This window comes from uncultured Roseobacter sp. (assembly GCF_947495275.1).
Lineage (GTDB): Bacteria > Pseudomonadota > Alphaproteobacteria > Rhodobacterales > Rhodobacteraceae > Roseobacter.
Genome location: NZ_CANLYL010000002.1, coordinates 251,652 through 269,840, shown reverse-complemented (window position 1 = coordinate 269,840; position 18,189 = coordinate 251,652). Strand labels below are relative to the sequence as shown.

Annotated in this window: 18 protein-coding genes and 1 pseudogene; 8 read left to right on the top strand and 11 right to left on the bottom strand. The window is 56.5% G+C overall.

What is annotated here, in order from left to right:
* Positions 1 to 34: 34 nt before the first annotated feature.
* From Q0802_RS04580 to Q0802_RS04570, 3 genes are read right to left on the bottom strand one after another with little or no spacing between them, the layout of a single operon-like run.
* On the bottom strand, positions 35 to 1,498 hold the full coding sequence (locus Q0802_RS04580; RefSeq protein WP_298914233.1) for an FGGY-family carbohydrate kinase: 1,464 nt from the start codon (positions 1,496 to 1,498) through the stop codon (positions 35 to 37).
* A gap of 2 nt (positions 1,499 to 1,500) precedes the next feature.
* Complete coding sequence (locus tag Q0802_RS04575; RefSeq protein WP_298914231.1) at positions 1,501 to 2,460, bottom strand: transketolase family protein; 960 nt, start codon at positions 2,458 to 2,460, stop codon at positions 1,501 to 1,503.
* Complete coding sequence (locus tag Q0802_RS04570) at positions 2,444 to 3,277, bottom strand: transketolase (RefSeq protein WP_298914228.1); 834 nt, start codon at positions 3,275 to 3,277, stop codon at positions 2,444 to 2,446. The genes Q0802_RS04575 and Q0802_RS04570 overlap by 17 nt, the downstream gene beginning before the upstream one ends.
* A 187-nt stretch (positions 3,278 to 3,464) precedes the next feature.
* Here Q0802_RS04570 and Q0802_RS04565 point away from each other — a divergent pair, with 187 nt between their 5' ends.
* From Q0802_RS04565 to Q0802_RS04545, 5 genes are all read left to right on the top strand, one after another.
* Entirely contained in the window at positions 3,465 to 4,445 is a 981-nt protein-coding gene (locus tag Q0802_RS04565; protein ID WP_366523299.1) for an ABC transporter permease, read from the top strand.
* Between the two features lie 98 nt (positions 4,446 to 4,543).
* Positions 4,544 to 5,485 (top strand): substrate-binding domain-containing protein, encoded by a 942-nt coding sequence (locus Q0802_RS04560; RefSeq protein WP_298914226.1) that lies wholly within the window; start codon positions 4,544 to 4,546, stop codon positions 5,483 to 5,485.
* Between the two features lie 37 nt (positions 5,486 to 5,522).
* The gene (locus Q0802_RS04555) at positions 5,523 to 7,016 is read left to right on the top strand and encodes a sugar ABC transporter ATP-binding protein (RefSeq protein WP_298914223.1); all 1,494 of its coding nucleotides are present in this window, start codon (positions 5,523 to 5,525) and stop codon (positions 7,014 to 7,016) included.
* 19 nt (positions 7,017 to 7,035) lie between these two features.
* Positions 7,036 to 7,818 (top strand): glucose 1-dehydrogenase, encoded by a 783-nt coding sequence (locus tag Q0802_RS04550; RefSeq protein ID WP_298914220.1) that lies wholly within the window; start codon positions 7,036 to 7,038, stop codon positions 7,816 to 7,818.
* A 35-nt stretch (positions 7,819 to 7,853) separates the two neighbouring features.
* Positions 7,854 to 8,645: an SDR family oxidoreductase gene (locus Q0802_RS04545; protein ID WP_298914217.1), complete on the top strand. Its 792-nt coding sequence runs from the start codon at positions 7,854 to 7,856 to the stop codon at positions 8,643 to 8,645.
* Between the two features lie 105 nt (positions 8,646 to 8,750).
* Here the strand turns inward: Q0802_RS04545 and Q0802_RS04540 are convergent.
* A pseudogene (locus Q0802_RS04540) lies at positions 8,751 to 9,230 on the bottom strand (aminotransferase class IV); the annotation flags it as partial.
* A gap of 276 nt (positions 9,231 to 9,506) precedes the next feature.
* Between Q0802_RS04540 and Q0802_RS04535 the strand changes: the two are divergent.
* From Q0802_RS04535 to Q0802_RS04525, 3 genes are all read left to right on the top strand, one after another.
* Positions 9,507 to 11,183, top strand: coding sequence for an aconitase family protein (locus Q0802_RS04535; protein ID WP_298914214.1), 1,677 nt, complete (start codon positions 9,507 to 9,509; stop codon positions 11,181 to 11,183).
* Between the two features lie 288 nt (positions 11,184 to 11,471).
* Entirely contained in the window at positions 11,472 to 12,710 is a 1,239-nt protein-coding gene (locus Q0802_RS04530; protein WP_298914211.1) for a PQQ-dependent sugar dehydrogenase, read from the top strand.
* Positions 12,711 to 12,765: 55 nt separating this feature from the next.
* Positions 12,766 to 13,092, top strand: a complete 327-nt coding sequence (locus Q0802_RS04525) for a cytochrome c (RefSeq protein ID WP_298914208.1) — start codon at positions 12,766 to 12,768, stop codon at positions 13,090 to 13,092.
* 30 nt (positions 13,093 to 13,122) lie between these two features.
* On the opposite strand, the gene ureG is transcribed toward Q0802_RS04525, so the two are convergent.
* Genes ureG through Q0802_RS04490 form a run of 7 tightly spaced genes read right to left on the bottom strand, consistent with a single transcriptional unit; the run spans position 13,123 to position 18,006 of the window.
* Positions 13,123 to 13,734 (bottom strand): urease accessory protein UreG, encoded by a 612-nt coding sequence (ureG, locus tag Q0802_RS04520; protein ID WP_298914205.1) that lies wholly within the window; start codon positions 13,732 to 13,734, stop codon positions 13,123 to 13,125.
* The gene (locus Q0802_RS04515; protein ID WP_298914202.1) at positions 13,731 to 14,420 is read right to left on the bottom strand and encodes an urease accessory UreF family protein; all 690 of its coding nucleotides are present in this window, start codon (positions 14,418 to 14,420) and stop codon (positions 13,731 to 13,733) included. Before Q0802_RS04515 ends, ureG begins: the two co-directional genes overlap by 4 nt.
* Positions 14,359 to 14,838 (bottom strand): urease accessory protein UreE, encoded by a 480-nt coding sequence (locus Q0802_RS04510; protein WP_298914199.1) that lies wholly within the window; start codon positions 14,836 to 14,838, stop codon positions 14,359 to 14,361. Before Q0802_RS04510 ends, Q0802_RS04515 begins: the two co-directional genes overlap by 62 nt.
* Before the next feature lie 6 nt (positions 14,839 to 14,844).
* On the bottom strand, positions 14,845 to 16,557 hold the full coding sequence (gene ureC, locus Q0802_RS04505) for an urease subunit alpha (RefSeq protein WP_298914196.1): 1,713 nt from the start codon (positions 16,555 to 16,557) through the stop codon (positions 14,845 to 14,847).
* On the bottom strand, positions 16,557 to 16,862 hold the full coding sequence (locus Q0802_RS04500; protein ID WP_298914194.1) for an urease subunit beta: 306 nt from the start codon (positions 16,860 to 16,862) through the stop codon (positions 16,557 to 16,559). Before Q0802_RS04500 ends, ureC begins: the two co-directional genes overlap by 1 nt.
* A gap of 10 nt (positions 16,863 to 16,872) precedes the next feature.
* Positions 16,873 to 17,175, bottom strand: a complete 303-nt coding sequence (locus Q0802_RS04495) for an urease subunit gamma (RefSeq protein WP_298914191.1) — start codon at positions 17,173 to 17,175, stop codon at positions 16,873 to 16,875.
* A 3-nt stretch (positions 17,176 to 17,178) separates the two neighbouring features.
* Positions 17,179 to 18,006 carry an urease accessory protein UreD gene (locus Q0802_RS04490; RefSeq protein WP_298914188.1) on the bottom strand — a complete coding sequence of 276 codons (828 nt, stop codon included), beginning with the start codon at positions 18,004 to 18,006 and terminating at the stop codon, positions 17,179 to 17,181.
* Between the last annotated feature and the right edge of the window lie 183 nt (positions 18,007 to 18,189).

Below are 18,189 nucleotides of genomic sequence, written 5' to 3'. Positions count from 1 at the left end.
TTTTTGAACGGCAGGTTTGATGAATATTTATTCACTATCTCACAACGGTTGTACGGGCAATGGCATTTCTCCATGCCGATAGATTCACGTCGCGCACCCCCGATGGCATATTCGGAACGATGTCGCTGTCATGGCTGACCAATCCGGCCACGGCTTCAAGGTTGGGCCAGAAACCAGTTGCCAGCCCCGCCAGATACGCAGCGCCAAGCGCTGATGCCTCGGGATTTCTGCAAGGCGTTACCGCATGATCGAGATAGTCCGCCAAAATCTGCATCAAGAAACGGTTTGAACTTGGTCCACCGTCAACAAACAACCGCCCTGCCCGCGCATCATCCGGCGCCATGATGGCATATACATCCTGCACCTGAAGCGCCATGCTCTCAGCGGCGGCGCGCGCCAGATGGGCAGGTTGAGTACCAAAAGACAGACCACAGATCAGCCCCCGCGCCTCGGCATTCCAATGTGGTGACCCGAGACCGACGTGGGCCGGAACAAGTGAAACGCCCTCAGTGCCGGACACGGTCTGCGCAAGATCGAGCAGGGTATCGACGCCGTCCAATCCCAACATTTGAGCTGTCCATGGCAGGATCGACGCGCTGACAAGAATGTTGCCCTCATATGCGTATGTTGGCTCTCCATTCAGTGACCAAGCGATGGTGGTGGTGATGCCATTCGGGGGCACAACGAAGGCTGGTATCGTCGTCATGACCGATGAACCCGTGCCGAAGGTCACCTTGCTGTCACCCTGCCCAAAGGCGCCATGCCCAAACAGGGCTGCGTGAGAATCCCCGATGGCCGAAGCGATGGGAATGCCATCCGCCAAGGGCCCCACATTCTTGGTCGACCCAAACACATGCCCGGAATCGTGCACTTCTGGCAACATTGCGCTGTCAACGCCAAAGAGGTCACATAAGGTTGCGTCCCAGCGCAGATCGGCGAGATGAAAAAGCTGGGTGCGCGCAGCGTTTGACCGGTCCGTGGCGTGCACCGCGCCACCACTAAGCTTCCAGATCAACCAGCTATCAATGGTGCCGACGCAGATGTCGCGGCGCTCTCCAACATACTGATCGAGAAGCCAGGCCACTTTGGTCGGCGGGAAAAGCGGATCCAGAGGCAAGCCCGTGCGCGCGATGACATCTGGCTCATGCCCCTGCTGTTTCAACGCAGCGCAATCCGCAGATGTGCGGCGGCACTGCCAGGTTATCACCGGCCCGCAAGGCGCGCCGGTCTTGCGATCCCAGATCATGATGGATTCGCGTTGATTGGAAATACCGATGGCCACCACATCCGTTGCGGGAGACGCATTGGTACATTCGGCAATTGCCTGCAGAGTCGCTGCCCATATCGCCTCAGCATCCTGTTGCACCCAACCAGACTTCGGATGCTCAATAGGAACCGGCGCAGAGCCGCTCGCGATGATGTCGCCGTGTCTGGAGACGAGGATCGCCTTGGAATTCGTCGTGCCTTCGTCAATCGCCAGAACAGCACGCTCGGCCATATTCACCCTTTCCGGTCAATCAACTCTAACGCGCTATTTGCGATACCCTCTGGAGACATGCCAAAATCGTCAAGAAGCCTGTTTGCAGATGCAGTATGTGCAAAAACGCCCGGCACCCCGAGACGTTTCATCGGCACAGGACATTCATCCACGACAACTTCGGCAACAGCACTGCCCAGACCGCCAAATATCGTATGTTCCTCGCAGGTGAGGATAGCAGCAGTATCACTTGCCGCCTGTACAATTGCCTCGGCATCAATCGGACGCACGCATGCCATGTTGAGAACCCGTGCAGAGAGACCACGATCCTCCAAAAGCGTTGCTGCCGCCAACGCGCGATGGGTCAAAACACCATTGGCAATCAAAGTAATGTCGCCCCCTTCCATCAAGACATTTGACTTACCCAACTCAAATACATGGTCGTGAGGCAGAATATCCGGCACCCCCACACGGCTCAACCTCAAGAAACAGGGACCATCATGATCAGCTGCCCATCTGACTGCGGCGGCCGTTTCAATGCGATCCGCTGGCGCAATTACCGGAACGCCGGGCAGCGCGCGAATCCACGCAAAGTCTTCAATTGAATGATGCGTGGGACCAAGTTCACCGTAAGCCATGCCGGAACTGATCCCGACAAGCTTAACATTGGCCTGCGAATAGGCCACATCGGCCTTGATCTGCTCCAGTGCACGCCCTGTCAGAAAGGGAGATGCCGCGCAAACAAAAGGAAGCTTGCCACCGTTTGCGAGGCCCGCGCCTACGCCGACCATGTTCTGCTCTGCGATGCCAACGTTGATCAAACGGCTGGGGAACTTCTCGCGAAAGCCGCCCAATTTCGAGGATCCGACGGAATCGTTGCAAACAGCAACGATATCGGAATTTGCCGCTGCCAATGCCTCAAGCGTGCTGGTAAAAGCATCGCGGCAATCATGCAGATCAGCCGGATCAAGGGGCATATTCATTCGCCGCCTCCTCCAACTCCTTCATCGCTTGTTCGAATTGTTCATGGTTTGGCACCTTGTGATGCCAGGCAACATTGTCAGACATGAAGGAAATTCCCTGCCCTTTGGTCGTCTGGGCAATAACACATTTCGGCTTCCCTTTGCTGGTAGTTTCCACCGAAACCGCCTTGCAAATCTGATCCATATCGTGACCGTCAATCTCCTCGACCTTCCAGCCAAATGCATTGAGTTTTGGAGCAAGCGGCGCGATGTTGTTGGTTTCGGCCAGTCTCGCTCCCTGCTGAAGACCGTTGTGATCGATGATCAGGGTCAGGTTATCGAGCTCAAACTGTGCGGCCGCCATAATCGCTTCCCAATTAGAACCCTCCTGCATCTCGCCATCACCAACGATGACGAAGGTGCGCCATCGTTGGCCATTCAGTTTGGCCGCCTTCGCCATACCGACCGCCACCGGCAGGCCATGCCCCAGAGGACCGGTATTTGTTTCAACACCGGGAACTTTAACACAATTGGGATGACCATTGAGCCGTGAGTGAGGCTTCAGAAAAGTAGACAGTTCTTCCTTCGGAATGAACCCTTTTTCCGCGAGCACCACATAGAGTGCGAGCGCCGCGTGTCCTTTGCTGAGCACCATCCGATCCCGATTTGGGTCGCGCGGCTCAAGGGGATTTACGTTCATTATATGGAAATAGAGTGCGGTCAAAAGGTCGGTCACGGACATCTCGCCACCGATATGGCCTGCCCCCGCTTCATAGACCGCATGAAGGTCGCGACGACGCATCCGGTTCGCAATGGCGCGGAGATCATGAGCTTCCATCTTCAACCTTGCATATTTATTCTTATATAGTTATACATTCTATGCCTCATATGTCAAGCCATATAGACCTGCCATTGCGACAGACAGAACCAAAGCGGCATAACCCCAACGCTTGACATGCGCCACATCCTCGGGTAAGGATTTTTCATCTTGCTTGCATAATTATGCTGTTTTGGGGAATCTATTGATGTCGGGGACAATGCCTCCGAAAAAGGAGAGGTTGAGCGTTCGGGAAATCTTCTCTTTGAGCGGAGCCACCGGGCCTTTCATCGGTCTCTTGGTACTTTGTGCATTCCTTACAGTTGCAACCGATTCCTTCTTATCAATCCGCAATTTCCTGAACATTCTTGACCAAATCACCGTTCTTGGAATTCTGGCTGTCGGCATGACGTTTGTAATCCTGATAGGCGGCATTGATCTTGCCGTTGGATCAGTGCTCGCCTTGTCAATGATGGTGCTCGGATACCTGAACGTTACGGCTGGGTTGCCCATGGGAGCCGCGATTTCCGGCGCGCTGATCGCGGCCGCCCTGACAGGTGCATTCGCCGGCATCATGATTGCAGAATTCAAGGTCCCGGCATTTATCGCCACCCTGGCGATGATGTCTATCGCCAGGGGGCTGGCCAATATGATTACGAACGGTTCTCAGATCATCGGATTTCCGCCCTGGTTCAATATGGGTGCTATCATAAGGTATGGTGGATTCTTGACCATGACGGTCGCAGTCATGCTCATCGTTTTTGTCGTGGCGCTGTTATATCAGCGCTATCGCAAAGGCGGGCGTGAACTCTATGCCATTGGCGGCAACCCCGAGGTTGCGAGGCTCGCTGGTATCAACGTCAAGAGAAAAACCATCGCCGTCTATACCGCGTGCAGCACGCTTGCGGGACTGGCTGGCGTCCTGCTTGCTGCGCGCCTTGATTCAGTTCAGCCCAGTTCAGGTGTGGCCTATGAACTGGACGCCATCGCCGCTGTGGTCATCGGGGGCACCAGCCTTTCAGGTGGCACCGGCGGCGTTGGGGGCACAATTGTTGGTGTTCTGATCATTGGCGTTTTACGTAACGGTCTCAATCTGCTCAGCGTCTCCCCATTTTTACAAGCCGTCATAATCGGCACCGTTATCTTGCTGGCGGTGGTCGCAGAAACGTTCAAGCACAGAGGCAAGTAGATTATTGGGGCCGTTTTTCCGGCCCCCAAAAAATTGCCCGCAATAGCGGGCCAAATCGGGTTCAAGCTCAATGACCCAAACCACATGGAGGAATAAAAATGACATTTACCAAAAGGGCTCTGCTCGCATCTGCCATGGCCTTTGCGCTGGCCGCACCAACAGCCGCTGTGGCGGAGGGTGTTTCGAAAATCGGCCTGGCCGTTCCAAATCTGCAGGCTGACTTCTTCAACCAGATCAAACTTGGCGTAGAGAGCTATGCTGGCGCTTTGGGCATCGAAGTGATCGTCGTGGACGCCAAGAATGACACGGCAACGCAGGTGAGCCAGGTTCAGGATCTGATTACGCAAGGCATTGATGCATTTATTTACATTCCGGCTGGTGCCGCAGCAGCTGCAGTACCTACACGGTTGGCCCGCGCCGAAGGTATCCCGGTGATAAACGTCGACCGCGAACCTGATGGGGCGCCCGGCGACACCTTCATTGCAGGCGAAAGCGTCCAATCGGCATATGAGGTATGCAACCACGTCATTGGCCTCGCGGGGGGCGAAGGCAAGATGGCAATCATCCACGGGCAAAAAGGCACGACGCCCGAAGTTCTGCGTTACGAAGGGTGCATGAAGGCCGTTGCGGAAAATCCGGGCGTGGAAGTTGTCGACAACCAGTGGAGCCAGATGTGGTCGCCCGATGAGGGTTTCTCGATTGCCCAGAACATGCTTCAGGCCCACCCCGACATCACGATGATTTTTGGTCAGGCTGATGGTCTCGCAATGGGTGCTGCCAAGGCCGTAGATGTCGCCGGGCTGTCGGACAAGGTCATCATCGGCGGCTATGATGGTGATGTGGCCGCGCTGGAGTATCTTGCCAAATGCGAGGGCCCGTTTGTTGTGACCGCGACCCAAAGCACGCAGGCGATGGGTGTTCTGGCCGTGAACTCGGCAATTGCGGTTGCAAACAACGCTTCCGTGCCAGCCCGTCAGATCCCCAATGCGGTGCTGACAACCTGCGACAACGCGCCAACCTTCGTGGAGAAACATCCATAACGCAATAGGTCTGCAATCTGAACAGACGGGCAGCGCCATGACACCAGACGGCAAATCACCGATCCTTAGCCTGCGGAACATTCACAAGTCCTTCGGACCCATTGAAGTTCTGCACGGTATTGATCTGGATATTCATGCCGGAGAAGTCGTGGCGCTGCTTGGCGAGAACGGGGCCGGAAAATCGACGGTCTCGAATATTATTTCGGGTACAACCTTGCCGAGTTCTGGCGAAATGACGTGGCAGGGCGCGCGCTTTGCGCCCGCCTCCCCCCGCGAAGCCCTCGACGCCGGCGTTGGCATGATCCATCAGGAATTGCTTCTCCTGCCGCATCTGTCTGTCGCGGAGAACATCTTCGTCGGGCGTTATCCAATGAAGGCAGGTCGCATTGATCGTTCAACAATGGAAGCCAGAGCGCATAGCGGGCTCGAACGTCTGGGGCTGGACATATCCCCCCGTCGTGTCGTCGAAGGCCTGTCCACCGCAAGCCAGCAATTGATCGAGATCGCCAAAGCGCTGACGCTGAATGCCCGCTTGCTGATCCTTGACGAACCCACCGCAGCTTTGGGCAGCGAAGAAACGAAATTGCTCTTCAAGCAAATCGAGCGCGTCAAGGCCGAAGGTGTCGGGGTCATCTACATTTCCCATCGCCTAGAAGAGATCAGGGAAATCGCTGATCGGGTCGTGGTGATGCGGGATGGTGAAAAGGTTCAGGAATTCGATACGGCCAAAATCCCGGTGCGTACGATTGTCGAAGCGATGGTGGGCAGAAGCATGGACCAGATGTTCCCGCCAATAGCTCAACCAACCGACGAAACGGTCCTTGAGGTCAAAGGCCTGACATCCCCTGTTAGCCGATTTGAAGACGTGAATTTTACGGTCCGAAAAGGCGAGATTTTTGGTATTTCCGGGCTTGTCGGTGCGGGCCGCACGGAACTGGTGCGTGCAATCGCCGGTGCAGATCCGATCCGGTCGGGATCGATCATTTTGAACGGTGATGACATCACACCGAACTCACCGCGAGACGCCATCAGACAGGGCATCGTCCTGGTTCCAGAGGACCGCAAGCTTCAGGGCGTGGTATTGGACCACCGCATTGACGAAAATATCGTCTATTCGAATTTCGAAACCGTCAGTAAGTCAGGATGGATCAGCGCACCGAAGATAAAGGCTTTCGCGGATGGGGTGATCGAAAAATTCGGGGTCAAAGGCATAGGCCGCCAGAACGTGAGCGAGATGTCAGGGGGCAATCAACAAAAGGTCGTGCTGGCCAAGTGGCTCGCGCGCAATCCCCGCGTGGTGCTTCTGGATGAGCCCACACGCGGGATCGATGTGGGCGCCCGTTCTTCGATATACGAGATTATTCATGGGCTGGCGGCACAGGGCGTCGCCGTTGTTGTGGTAAGTTCCGATCTTGAAGAGGTACTCGGCGTTTCCAACCGCATTCTGGTGATGGCGGCGGGGCGGCAATCCGGCATTCTGGATCATGCGGAGGCCAACGATGTGTCGGTCATGGAGTTGGCCACCGCATGAGATCAACAGGGAGATTCTGATGAAGCGGTTCAGTGGAAAAACGGCTGTCGTGACCGGTGGAAACAAGGGCATTGGCTTTGCCATCGCCAAACGTTTTTCGCAGGAAGGTGCCAATCTGGTGCTGGGGTCAGTCGAGGACAGCGTGGCGCAAGCGGCCGATACCTTGCGCAACGCCGGTGGAACAGCGATTGCCGTGCAATGCGACGTCTCTGACAAAGCAGCGGTGAGCGAACTTTATGATCGCGCAACCGAAGAATTCGGATCGGTCGATATCTCTGTCCAGAATGCAGGCATCATCACCATCGCCAAGATCGAAGACCTGACCGAGGCGGAATGGGATGCAACGATGGCGGTGAATACCAAGGGCGTTTTCTTATGCTGTCAGGAGGCCATAAGGCGCATGCGGAAATCCGGCAACGGCGGACGGCTGATCAACCTCGCGTCGGGTCAGGCACGCGACGGATTCATCTATACCCCCCACTATGCCGCGTCGAAATTTGGCGTGATGGGACTGACCCAGAGCCTCGCCAAAGAGGTCGCTCTGGACAACATCACCGTCAATGCGATCTGCCCCGGCATCATCAAGACCGACATGTGGGATTATAACGACCGCGTCTGGGGGGAAATGCTGGGCGATTTCGGCCCCGGTGAACTTATGGCCAGCTGGGTTGAGAATATCCCAATGAAGCGCGCAGGCGAAGGCAAGGACGTTGCCGCTCTGATCGCCTTTCTTGCCAGCGAAGACGCCGATTACATTACCGGCCAGACCATCAACGTAGACGGCGGCCTGATCATGTCCTGAACCGTGCCGATCACAACCACAGAATGGAAAACGAAATGCCTGATCCCTCCCTGAATACGCCTGCCATGTTCGATCTGTCCGGCCAGGTGGCACTTGTCACAGGCGCGGGCAGCGGCATCGGGCAACGCATTGCGATGGGCCTCGCGCAATGCGGCGCGGATGTTGCGTTGCTGGATCGGCGCGGCGATGATGGTCTGTCGCAGACAGCTGAGTTTATCGCGCAAACCGGGCGCAAATCGCTGCAAATCGCAGCAGATGTAACCGATGCCGACGCTTTGGCCGACGCCGTTTCGCAGACCCAGGAAGTCCTCGGCCCCCTGACCCTTGCCCTTAATGCAGCAGGGGTCGCCAATGCAAACCCTTGCGAAAAGATGGGCGAAGAACAGTACCAGACCCTCATGGACATCAACATGAAAGGGGTCTGGCTTTCCTGTCAGGCCGAAGCGCGCGCCATGCTGGATCACGGCAAAGGCGGTGCCATCGTGAACATCGCGTCCATGTCGGGGGTGATCGTGAACAAAGGTCTGTCACAGGTTCATTATAATGCATCCAAAGCAGGGGTCATCCACATGTCAAAATCAATGGCGATGGAATGGGTGGATCGTGGTATCCGGGTAAACTCCATCAGCCCGGGATATACCGCCACCCCGATGAACACCCGACCGGAAATGGTGCATCAGACGAAGGAGTTCGAGCAGCAAACGCCCATGCAGCGTATGGCGCATGTCAATGAAATGGTCGGACCGGCGGTTTTCCTGCTATCTGACGCAGCGTCCTATTGTACGGGTGTCGATCTGCTGGTCGACGGCGGGTTTTGTTGCTGGTGAGATACGCCTATCCCGACCGGCATTCACGATGAATGCGGACCAGCTATATCTGACATTTGTATCAGCTGTAGCAGCGCGCCTTTAACCAGCCGCTTTGAAACGCATTCAACGACCCTGGGCTTTCTGATCAGCAACGTTTTGCGCGACAAGTTCCTTGTAGAGCTTTCGGAGTCTCAGCGTCATCGGACCTGCCCCGGTGTTTTCACCAATCGGCTTGCCATCGATCTCTGCAACAGGCGTCTGAGCCCCGAATGTGCCGGTCAGAAAAGCTTCGTCAGCCCCGTAAGCTTCATAGAGTGAGTAACTTTTCTCATGAACCGGAATATCATTGGCACGGCAAAGATCGATAGCCTTCGGACGGGTCACACCGTTCATGCAATAGTCCCCGGTTGAGGTCCGAACCTCTCCTTTGCGCACGATGAAAAAGTCGCAGCCGTTTGTGGTGTTCGCAAAACCATGTGGGTCCAGCATCAGCGCTTCATCGGCCCCGGCCTGCTCAGCCTGCAAGCAGGCAATTACGCAATTCAATTTCGAATGACTGTTATATTTGGCGCCCTGAAACATGGGCAATTCACGCGTCTGAGGGAACGGCTGAAGCCCAACCCCCAATTCTACTTTGCCCTGCATCAGAAGGCACATGGGCGAGGCGGCTCGCTCAGAAAATCGCACGGCACCTATATCAGCCTTGCAATAGGGGACAGTCTGGAAGCAGTGTTGGCGCATCTGGATGACCACATGCGGCGGGGACTGGAGTGTACATGGAAGATGGCCGATTGGTGATCCCATTCAGGTTTCGGATCGACGTCCAACCGCTGAAGCGCTCAGCCCCGCGCTGCATTTGCTGATATGGAAGGCCCGGCAATGGCGCAATTGATCGTTCCAGCACCCGCGTCGGGCAGCATTCTGGTTTGCACAGAAGGGCTGAGTTTCTGGGGTGGTGTCGATGCCAGCAGCGGCGCGGTGATTGACGCCCATCATCCGCAATCAGGCCAAAGCCTCGCGGGTCGAATTGTCATGATGCCGACCAGCCGCGGCTCCTGCTCAGGTAGTGGGGTCCTTGTTGAACTTGCTATGAACGGGCGGGCGCCCGCGGCCCTGATATTTCGCGAGCCGGAAGACGTCCTGACCCTTGGGGCCATCATCGCCACACGCATGTTTGACCGCCCCATCGCCGTCGTTCGATTGGCTGCACGCGATTATGACACCCTGGCAACGAAGTCTCAGGCGGAAATCACCGGCACCCGACTTCTCGCCGACGGGCTTTCGCTGAGGCTGGATGCATTGCCAATATCGGACCTAGCTCTCTCGGAAAGCGACCGTTCTATGCTGGACGGAACAATGGGATCCGCCGCGAAACTTGCGATGGAAACCCTTTGTACTGTTGCGTCATCACAAAACGCCAAGCAGCTCACGGATGTGACACGGGCGCATATTGATGGCTGCATCTATGCGAGCCCTGCCAATCTTATTTTTGCTGAAAAAATCGCCTCGCTGGACGCGAAGGTCTGCATTCCCACGACCATGAACGCCATTTCGGTTGATCGGCAAAACTGGCGAGATCAGGATGTTCCGCCCAACCTTGGGTTGCCGGCCAGTCGGCTCGCCGACGTCTATGTTGATATGGGCGCGCTACCTACCTTTACCTGCGCCCCCTATCAATCGACAGATCACCCCCTGATGGGCGAGCAGATTGGCTGGTCGGAATCCAACGCGGTGATCTATGCCAATAGCGTTCTGGGCGCACGCAGCGCAAAACATCCTGATTTCCTTGATCTCTTCATTGCACTGACGGGCCGCGCGCCATTGTCGGGTGTGTATTTGGCGGAAAATCGACAGGCAGAAGTGATCATCGATGTCGCATTGCCGACAGACTTCGACGATGCGATCTGGCCGTTGATCGGATGGTTGGTCGGGCAAAAGGCACCGGACCGAATTCCGCTGCTGAAAGGGTTGGAGGGAACCTCTCCCAGTGAGGACGATCTTCGCGCGGTTTGCGCCGCATTCGGAACGACATCGGCGGCCCCGTTATTACACCTTGCCGGGATCACACCAGAGGGAGATCATCCTGCAAAGGCGGGTGCCACGCAGGTTCAACTGACCCAGGCAGACTTTAAAGCCGCCTGGAAAGCGTTCAACACGGGCCCATCAAAGATCGATCTTGTGGCACTTGGAAGTCCGCATTTTTCGCTGAGCGAGACGCGCACCTTCGCGTCTTTGATGACAGGACGCAAATGCCATCCTTCAACATCGACCATTATCACTTTAAGCCGAGCAACAAAGGCAGCGGCGGCGGCTGAGGGCCTCTTGTCCGAGCTCACAGCCAACGGCGTCCAAGTCCTTTGCGATCTGTGTTGGTGCTCCATTTCAGAGCCGGTGTTTCCAACTGATGCGCAAACGTTGATGACGAATTCCGGCAAATACGCACATTATGCGCCCGGTCTGTCGGGGCGGCAGGTTCGTTTCGGAGGGCTGGCGGCCTGCGCTGCGGCGGCAACTTCTGGAATCGTTGATGACGAATTGCCCCATTGGTTGAGGTGATCGAGATCAATTCGACATTTTTCTGCACAATCCTGCCAAATCAACCCTTAAATGCACCCAAAAGTCTTAACTCTCAGGTGTTTGGATTCCCGCAATGTCAGGCTAGTGTTCTTAGGTTGTGTGACCAAAGCTATCTTCGCCCAGACCGATAATTCCGGCGCGCGTGAAACGAAGTAAGCGCGATCCTTTAGCTTTCATGGTCGTTCAATTTTGGGACCCTTCGTCAAATGCGAGTTTCGCCGAGCGTGGCGAAATTTGCAAAGCGATTACATGATTTGGGAGGATCATATGAAAAAACTTCTTACAGCAACAACGGCCGTCGCCCTTCTTGGCGGCACGGCAATGGCGCAAAGCAATCTGGAAAAGCTCGGTGCATTCAAAGTCACCGGCACGAAGGAGCATACTGTTGTTGACCAGAACAGCGGCAGCGCGGATTCGATCCGGGCGGTGCTGGAAAACATCACGATGCCGGAAGGTTTCAAAATCCAACTTTATGCGCTCGTTCCGGATGCACGCCATATGGCAATGGCTCCGCAAGGCACAGTTCTGTTCGTCGGCACAAAGAAGAATAAGGTCTGGGCTGTCATGGACCGCGACCGCAACAAGGTCGCCGATGAGGTCAAGGATTTTGCCCCGTCTCTGGAACTGGACGTACCAAATGGTGTCGCCTTTTCAAAGGACGGCTTCTTGTTCATTGCGGAACGTAACCGGGTGATGATGTATCCTGCCGCGGAGTTTTTCCATGAAAGCCCCGATGTTGTGGCAGTTCCCATCGTGCCTCAGGGCACGCTGATCCCGGTCGAGGAAGAAAGCTACAATCATACAGCCCGCGTCGTCAAAGTAGGCCCGGACAACAAGCTTTATATCTCTCTCGGCCAGCCCTTTAACGTCGCCCCGCCGGAAAAGCTCGATCTTTACAATGAAACCGGGATCGGCGGCATCATCCGCATGGATCGTGATGGCAGCAACCGAGAAGTCTATACCTACGGTGTCCGGAACTCGGTAGGCCATGATTTCCACCCGGTGACCGGCGAGCTTTGGTGGACAGACAATCAGGTCGATGGCATGGGCGATGATATTCCGCCCGGTGAAATCAACCGTCAGACCGCTGCGGGGCAACATTTTGGTCACCCGTGGTACGGCGGCGGAGACGTGCGCACCAATGAATACGCAGGCCAGGAAGTTCCGGTCGACGTGGTGATGCCAGCAGTAGAGACGGTTGCACATGCCGCAGATCTGGGCATGTCGTTTTACAACGGCAATATGTTCCCGGCAAAATACAAGAATGCGATCTTTTCTGCGCAACACGGGTCCTGGAACCGGACAGAGCCGATCGGCGCGCGCGTCATGGTCACCTTTATTGACGACGAAGGCAACGCCACAACCGAGCCATTTGCCGAAGGCTGGCTGAACGAGAACGGCGAATACGATGGCCGTCCGGTGGATGTCATTCCGATGAAAGACGGATCCCTTCTGGTATCAGATGATTTTGCGAACGCAGTCTATCGCATTACCTATTCTGAGTGATACGTCGCGACTTGCGGACCGGTTCAGCCGGTCCGCCCCTTCTGTCGGAGCCTTCATGAAGAAACACGTCAATCTGATCTCTGTCGTGGCCCTGCTTTTTGCCGCGGCACCAAGTCTTGCCGCCGATGTCGAGAACGGCAAGAAGCTGTCTCGTCAATGCTCGGCCTGTCATGGCAAGGACGGGTTATCCAAGGACCCTGAAGTTCCCAATCTCGCAGGACAGCCCGCTCTCTATCTGGAGAAAAGCCTCAAAGACTATCAGACCGGTGCCAGGGAAGACCGGCGCATGACCCTTATTGTCAAGAACCTGAGCGACGAGGACCTAAAGGATCTGGCAGCATATTTCGCAGCTTTCGAGATAACTGTCGGCGCACCCGAATAGGTAGCGAGCCCGTAATTCCCCGAAAACAGGTCAAATTCCGGATATGGACTTGAGACACTCAAGCACTTCCCCGGAACCCTTCCGCTCTTTCAGGCAGGCAAAAACAACCGGTAAATCACCCCGCATACGCGCGGCATCAACCCGCATCACGTCGAGAGACGCTCCGACATGCGGCGCAAGATCCGTTTTATTCACGACAAGAATGTCTGACCGCGTTATTGCCGGGCCACCTTTGCGCGGTATCTCTTCGCCCGCGGCCACGTCGATGACGTAGATCGTCAGATCGGCGAGTTCCGGGCTGAAGGTGGCTGAGAGGTTGTCACCACCGGATTCGATCAAAACGACCTCGACGTCCGGATGGCGAGCGCGCATTTCGGCGACGGCCGCAAGATTGATGGATGCATCTTCGCGGATCGCCGTATGGGGGCACCCACCAGTCTCAACCCCAATAATGCGATCCTGCGGCAATATCTGCATGCGCATCAGGGCCTCCGCATCTTCTTGAGTATAGATGTCGTTGGTGATGACGCCAATTGAGTGGTCGGCCTTCATCAACTCGGCCAGACGGGCCGTCAGTGTCGTCTTCCCGGCGCCGACAGGGCCACCTATCCCCACCCGTAATGGGCCGTTTAGCTTTGTCATGATTGGAATAGCCTTGGTTGCTGGGTTTCATGTTTCATTGCTGCAATGTCGGAAAGAAAGGCGTTGCTGAAAACGTCATCGGGCGTTGCGCTTCGCGTTTCGAAAACGGCTTTGAGACAATCGTTTTGCAATTGATGGATGACCCGTTGACCAGCGGTTTGACCAATCGGCATCAGGCGCATTGCCGCCGAAACAAGGTTCGTCACAAACGCCTGCAAATAGAGGCTGACTGTGGCTTCCTCTTCAAGGTGCGCGATCCGGGCAGCGTGTCCGACGGCAACGGGCAACAGCAGATTTGGCAGCTCGAACCCCCAGACAGAATTCGTGGTTTGCACGAAGGCTCTGCCCTGCAACGCGGCCTCGCGCAACCTTTCCTGACTTGGGGCAAAGGCACGCGCAAGAGCATCTATCAGACACGGGTCTTCAGAGGCGAAAGCGAGGCGGAGCCAGACCGCGTCCGCGCGCCCAGAACCGCGGATCAGACAGTCACGCACCCAATGCTCCAGCCCTTCGGCATCTTCGATCCAGCCATGCGCGATGGCGGTCTCGATCCCGTGAGAGTAAGCGAAAGCGCCAATCGGATAGGCCGGGGATAGCCATTGGGCAAGAGTGAGGAATTTGGCATCAATGGGCATGAGAATGCGCGCTGTGCCCATGCTCATGCGAATGAGTACGGCCAAAACCATATGCGCCGCCTTCCGGCGTGAATGCTTCGATAACCGCCATCGCCGTAGCGCCAAGATGGGTCAGCATATGCGCGATGACCGGGTCGTTTTGGATCAGCAACCGTGTCGCCTCAATCTGGCAGGGGGTATGGCGATTTCCGATATGCCAGGCCAGTCGCGGCAGGTCCGATCCGCTAATTGCCAGCAGGCTTTCAGGGGCGGCCCTGACCTCGACCAGCTTCCCATCACTCAGCGCCAGCGCGTCGCCATGGTTAAGCGACACGGTTTTTTCAAAATCCGCAACAAAAGACCAGCCGTCCTGTGTCGTGAGTTTCTTGCGGCGAAAAAACCGGTCTTCATAGCTCAACGCGCAGGTTGAGGCCGCTCCGCTCCAGGTGCCGACAGGATGAATTTTTTGGGCAACGGGTAGTTTTGTCATAGGGCCTCAATACAGGAAATATCGCTGTGCCATAGGCAGCTCGGTTGCGGGTTGGCAGGTCAAAAGCTCACCATTTGCACGCACTTCGTAGGTTTCAGGATGCACCTCGATCTCAGGCGTGGCATCATTCAACACGAGATCTTTCTTACCAATGTCGCGCGTATTCGCGACCGGCAGCGTTTCTTTTGCCAGCCCCAACCTGCCGCCTATCCCTTCGCTCATCGCGGCCGGGGATACAAAGCTCACAGCACTTGCCTCCAAAGACCTGCCGTAGGCGCCAAACATCGGACGGGTGTAAACAGGTTGCGGGGTCGGGATGGACGCATTCGGGTCACCCATCTGTGCGCAGACGATGCTCCCCCCCATCAGCACCATCTCAGGCTTCACGCCAAAAAACGCGGGATGCCACAGCACAAGGTCGGCACGTTTGCCCTCTTCGACCGATCCGATGTAGCTCGACAACCCATGAGCAATAGCCGGATTAATCGTGTATTTCGCGATGTAACGGCGGACACGCAGATTGTCATTGTCCCCGGTTTCGTCAGCCAATTGCCCGCGCTGCTTTTTCATCTTGTCGGCCGTCTGCCAGGTACGAATGATAACCTCACCGACGCGGCCCATGGCCTGACTATCGGAGGCAATGATCGAAAAAGCCCCCATGTCGTGCAGGATATCCTCGGCGGCTATGGTCTCGCGCCTGATGCGGCTTTCGGCAAAGGCGACATCTTCGGGGATCGATTTGTCCAGGTGATGGCAGACCATCAGCATATCAAGATGTTCATCAACCGTATTGACCGTGAAGGGACGTGTCGGGTTGGTGGAGGACGGCAACACATGTGCTTCGCCGCAGATCTTGATGATGTCGGGCGCATGACCTCCACCCGCGCCTTCGGTGTGGAACGCATGAATGGTCCGGCCCTTGATTGCGGCAATGGTGTTTTCGACGAAACCGGATTCGTTCAGCGTATCCGTATGTATCATCACCTGCACATCCATCGCGTCGGCCACGGAAAGACAGCAATCTATGGCGGCGGGAGTGGTGCCCCAGTCTTCGTGAAGTTTCAACGCGCAGGCACCTGCCTTCACCTGCTCTTCGAGGGCGGCTGGCAATGACGCGTTGCCCTTCCCGGCAAAGGCAAGGTTCATCGGAAAGGCATCGGCAGCTTGCAGCATACGCCCGATATGCCAAGGACCGGGTGTGCAGGTCGTCGCAAGCGTGCCATGTGCGGGACCAGTGCCGCCGCCCAGCATCGTGGTCATACCGGAGTGCAACGCATCTTCGATTTGTTGGGGGCAGATGAAATGGATGTGGCTGTCAAAGCCGCCAGCGGTCAATATCCTGCCTTCCCCGGCGAGCACTTCGGTGCCGGGACCGACGATGATATTGACACCGGGTTGCGTATCTGGATTCCCGGCCTTTCCGATCTTGTGGATTCGGCCATCCTTCAAGCCGACATCAGCTTTGTAAATACCTGTCGCGTCCACGATCAGCGCGTTGGTGATCACCGTGTCAACGGCTCCGTCGATACGGGTCACCTGCGACTGCCCCATACCGTCCCGGATTACCTTTCCGCCACCAAACTTTACTTCCTCTCCGAATGGCCCGGTCAAATCACGTTCGACCTCAATGATCAGGTCAGTGTCCGCGAGGCGGAGCCTGTCCCCGGTCGTGGGCCCAAACATGGCGGCATGTTCCCTGCGGGAAATCATCGCTGGCATTACAGCTCTCCCATCACGTTTTGATTGAACCCGAAAACCTTGCGCGCGCCGCCGATGGGAATGAGTTGCACTTCGCGCCGTTGCCCGGGCTCGAAGCGCACGGCGGTTCCCGCAGCGATGTCCAGCCGCATTCCGCGGGCAATATCCCTATCAAAATCCAAAGCCATGTTGGCTTCGCCAAAGTGGTAATGTGAGCCGACCTGCACCGGTCGGTCTCCGGTATTCGCAACCATGAGCGTCACCGTTTTTCGTCCGCTGTTCAGTTCGATTTCCCCATCGGTGATGAAATATTCTCCCGGGATCATGGCGGGCCTCCTATCGGATGGGGTTGTGAACGGTGACAAGTTTGGTCCCGTCCGGGAAGGTCGCTTCGACCTGCACTTCGTGGATCATCTCGGGGATACCCTCCATGCAGTGGTCGCGGCTAATGACCTCGGCTCCTGCTTCCATCATGTCTGCGACTGAACGACCGTCGCGCGCTCCTTCAACAACCGTGTCCGTGATCAGGGCAATCGCTTCGGGGTAGTTCAGTTTCACACCCCGAGCGAGGCGTCTGCGCGCAACTTCGGCGGCCACGGCAACCAGCAGCTTGTCTTTTTCCCGGGGGGTCAATTGCATCGCTCAAAGGCTCCATGATTTTGGTAGGGGGTTGTCGGTGAGCATTTCCAAAACGGGCACCAGAGATCGACGCAAAAGAAATGAATCCGATGCAAGGCACCGAATGCTCAGCAAATCGGGTGCCAGCAAGCTTGCCCCCCCCGTCGCTGGCAAGGCTTGACGGACAGCCGGCAATAGCCCCTGCGCACGCGGCCCACAGTACAGGGCACTAGCCAGAGAGGTCATGCCGGCGCAGACGGCCGGGCGCGCCAATTGCGTACCGATGTCCCCGGTCAGATCAATCCGGTCCAAATAGATCGGCTCGTTGTCACGATTGATCGTAATGCTGTCGCGAAACGTTCCCGACGTCAGGGTCTCGCCCATGGCTCGGCGGCCGAAAACGATGGGTTCGACCAGTACCAACTCGGCATTTGTTGCCAGATCGACGTGTAACCGACGCTCTATCGAAGCCCCGTCAAACACGATGGTCTCTTGTGGCAACCAATGCAGCGTCGAACCCGCCGCAGCGGCCAATCGTGTGCCGACACGCGCATGGCCTGATCGGCTGCGATAAGCCCGCTCGGCCGCCTGGGTTGTCAGGATCAGATGACTGCCAGCACCCGCTTCAGCCATCAGATCGACGCGATCACCGCCGGTCAATCCTCCGGATGTATTCAGAATTATGGCTTCGACAGCATCATCACGCCGCGGAAACGCCACCTTGATGGAGCCAGAAGTTCTGAAGCGGGCGAGGCCCGAACGTTCTTGAACACGCTTGGTCGACAGCCTCAACGAGCCAACCGACCGTGGCGTGGCACCCGTTTCCCGCGATACCGGCATTACATGCGTCATAGACGGAGCCACCTCCCAGAACCCGACCAATTGGGTTCAACATGGCTGGCGGTTTTGATCCACAGACACGACGCGTGTAAGCCCATGATCGGGTCGCGCTGCTCAAATGGCAAGCAGGCTTGGGTGTCGATGCTCAGAATTTATGCAGATCACAAACTCGGGTTCATTGTCCCTGGTTGGCGT

Excerpts from the sequence above, each read along its gene's own strand:
- Q0802_RS04580 (WP_298914233.1), bottom strand. The coding sequence starts at position 1,498 with ATGGCCGAGCGTGCTGTTCTGGCGATTGACGAAGGCACGACGAATTCC.
- Q0802_RS04565 (WP_366523299.1), top strand. The coding sequence starts at position 3,465 with ATGTCGGGGACAATGCCTCCGAAAAAGGAGAGGTTGAGCGTTCGGGAA.
- Q0802_RS04550 (WP_298914220.1), top strand. The coding sequence starts at position 7,036 with ATGAAGCGGTTCAGTGGAAAAACGGCTGTCGTGACCGGTGGAAACAAG.
- ureG (WP_298914205.1), bottom strand. The coding sequence starts at position 13,734 with ATGACAAAGCTAAACGGCCCATTACGGGTGGGGATAGGTGGCCCTGTC.
- ureC (WP_298914196.1), bottom strand. The coding sequence starts at position 16,557 with ATGCCAGCGATGATTTCCCGCAGGGAACATGCCGCCATGTTTGGGCCC.
- Q0802_RS04500 (WP_298914194.1), bottom strand. The coding sequence starts at position 16,862 with ATGATCCCGGGAGAATATTTCATCACCGATGGGGAAATCGAACTGAAC.
- Q0802_RS04495 (WP_298914191.1), bottom strand. The coding sequence starts at position 17,175 with ATGCAATTGACCCCCCGGGAAAAAGACAAGCTGCTGGTTGCCGTGGCC.
- Q0802_RS04525 (WP_298914208.1), top strand. The coding sequence starts at position 12,766 with ATGAAGAAACACGTCAATCTGATCTCTGTCGTGGCCCTGCTTTTTGCC.
- Q0802_RS04515 (WP_298914202.1), bottom strand. The coding sequence starts at position 14,420 with ATGGTTTTGGCCGTACTCATTCGCATGAGCATGGGCACAGCGCGCATT.
- Q0802_RS04555 (WP_298914223.1), top strand. The coding sequence starts at position 5,523 with ATGACACCAGACGGCAAATCACCGATCCTTAGCCTGCGGAACATTCAC.
- Q0802_RS04490 (WP_298914188.1), bottom strand. The coding sequence starts at position 18,006 with ATGACGCATGTAATGCCGGTATCGCGGGAAACGGGTGCCACGCCACGG.
- Q0802_RS04535 (WP_298914214.1), top strand. The coding sequence starts at position 9,507 with ATGGCGCAATTGATCGTTCCAGCACCCGCGTCGGGCAGCATTCTGGTT.
- Q0802_RS04575 (WP_298914231.1), bottom strand. The coding sequence starts at position 2,460 with ATGAATATGCCCCTTGATCCGGCTGATCTGCATGATTGCCGCGATGCT.
- Q0802_RS04560 (WP_298914226.1), top strand. The coding sequence starts at position 4,544 with ATGACATTTACCAAAAGGGCTCTGCTCGCATCTGCCATGGCCTTTGCG.
- Q0802_RS04510 (WP_298914199.1), bottom strand. The coding sequence starts at position 14,838 with ATGACAAAACTACCCGTTGCCCAAAAAATTCATCCTGTCGGCACCTGG.
- Q0802_RS04545 (WP_298914217.1), top strand. The coding sequence starts at position 7,854 with ATGCCTGATCCCTCCCTGAATACGCCTGCCATGTTCGATCTGTCCGGC.
- Q0802_RS04570 (WP_298914228.1), bottom strand. The coding sequence starts at position 3,277 with ATGGAAGCTCATGATCTCCGCGCCATTGCGAACCGGATGCGTCGTCGC.
- Q0802_RS04530 (WP_298914211.1), top strand. The coding sequence starts at position 11,472 with ATGAAAAAACTTCTTACAGCAACAACGGCCGTCGCCCTTCTTGGCGGC.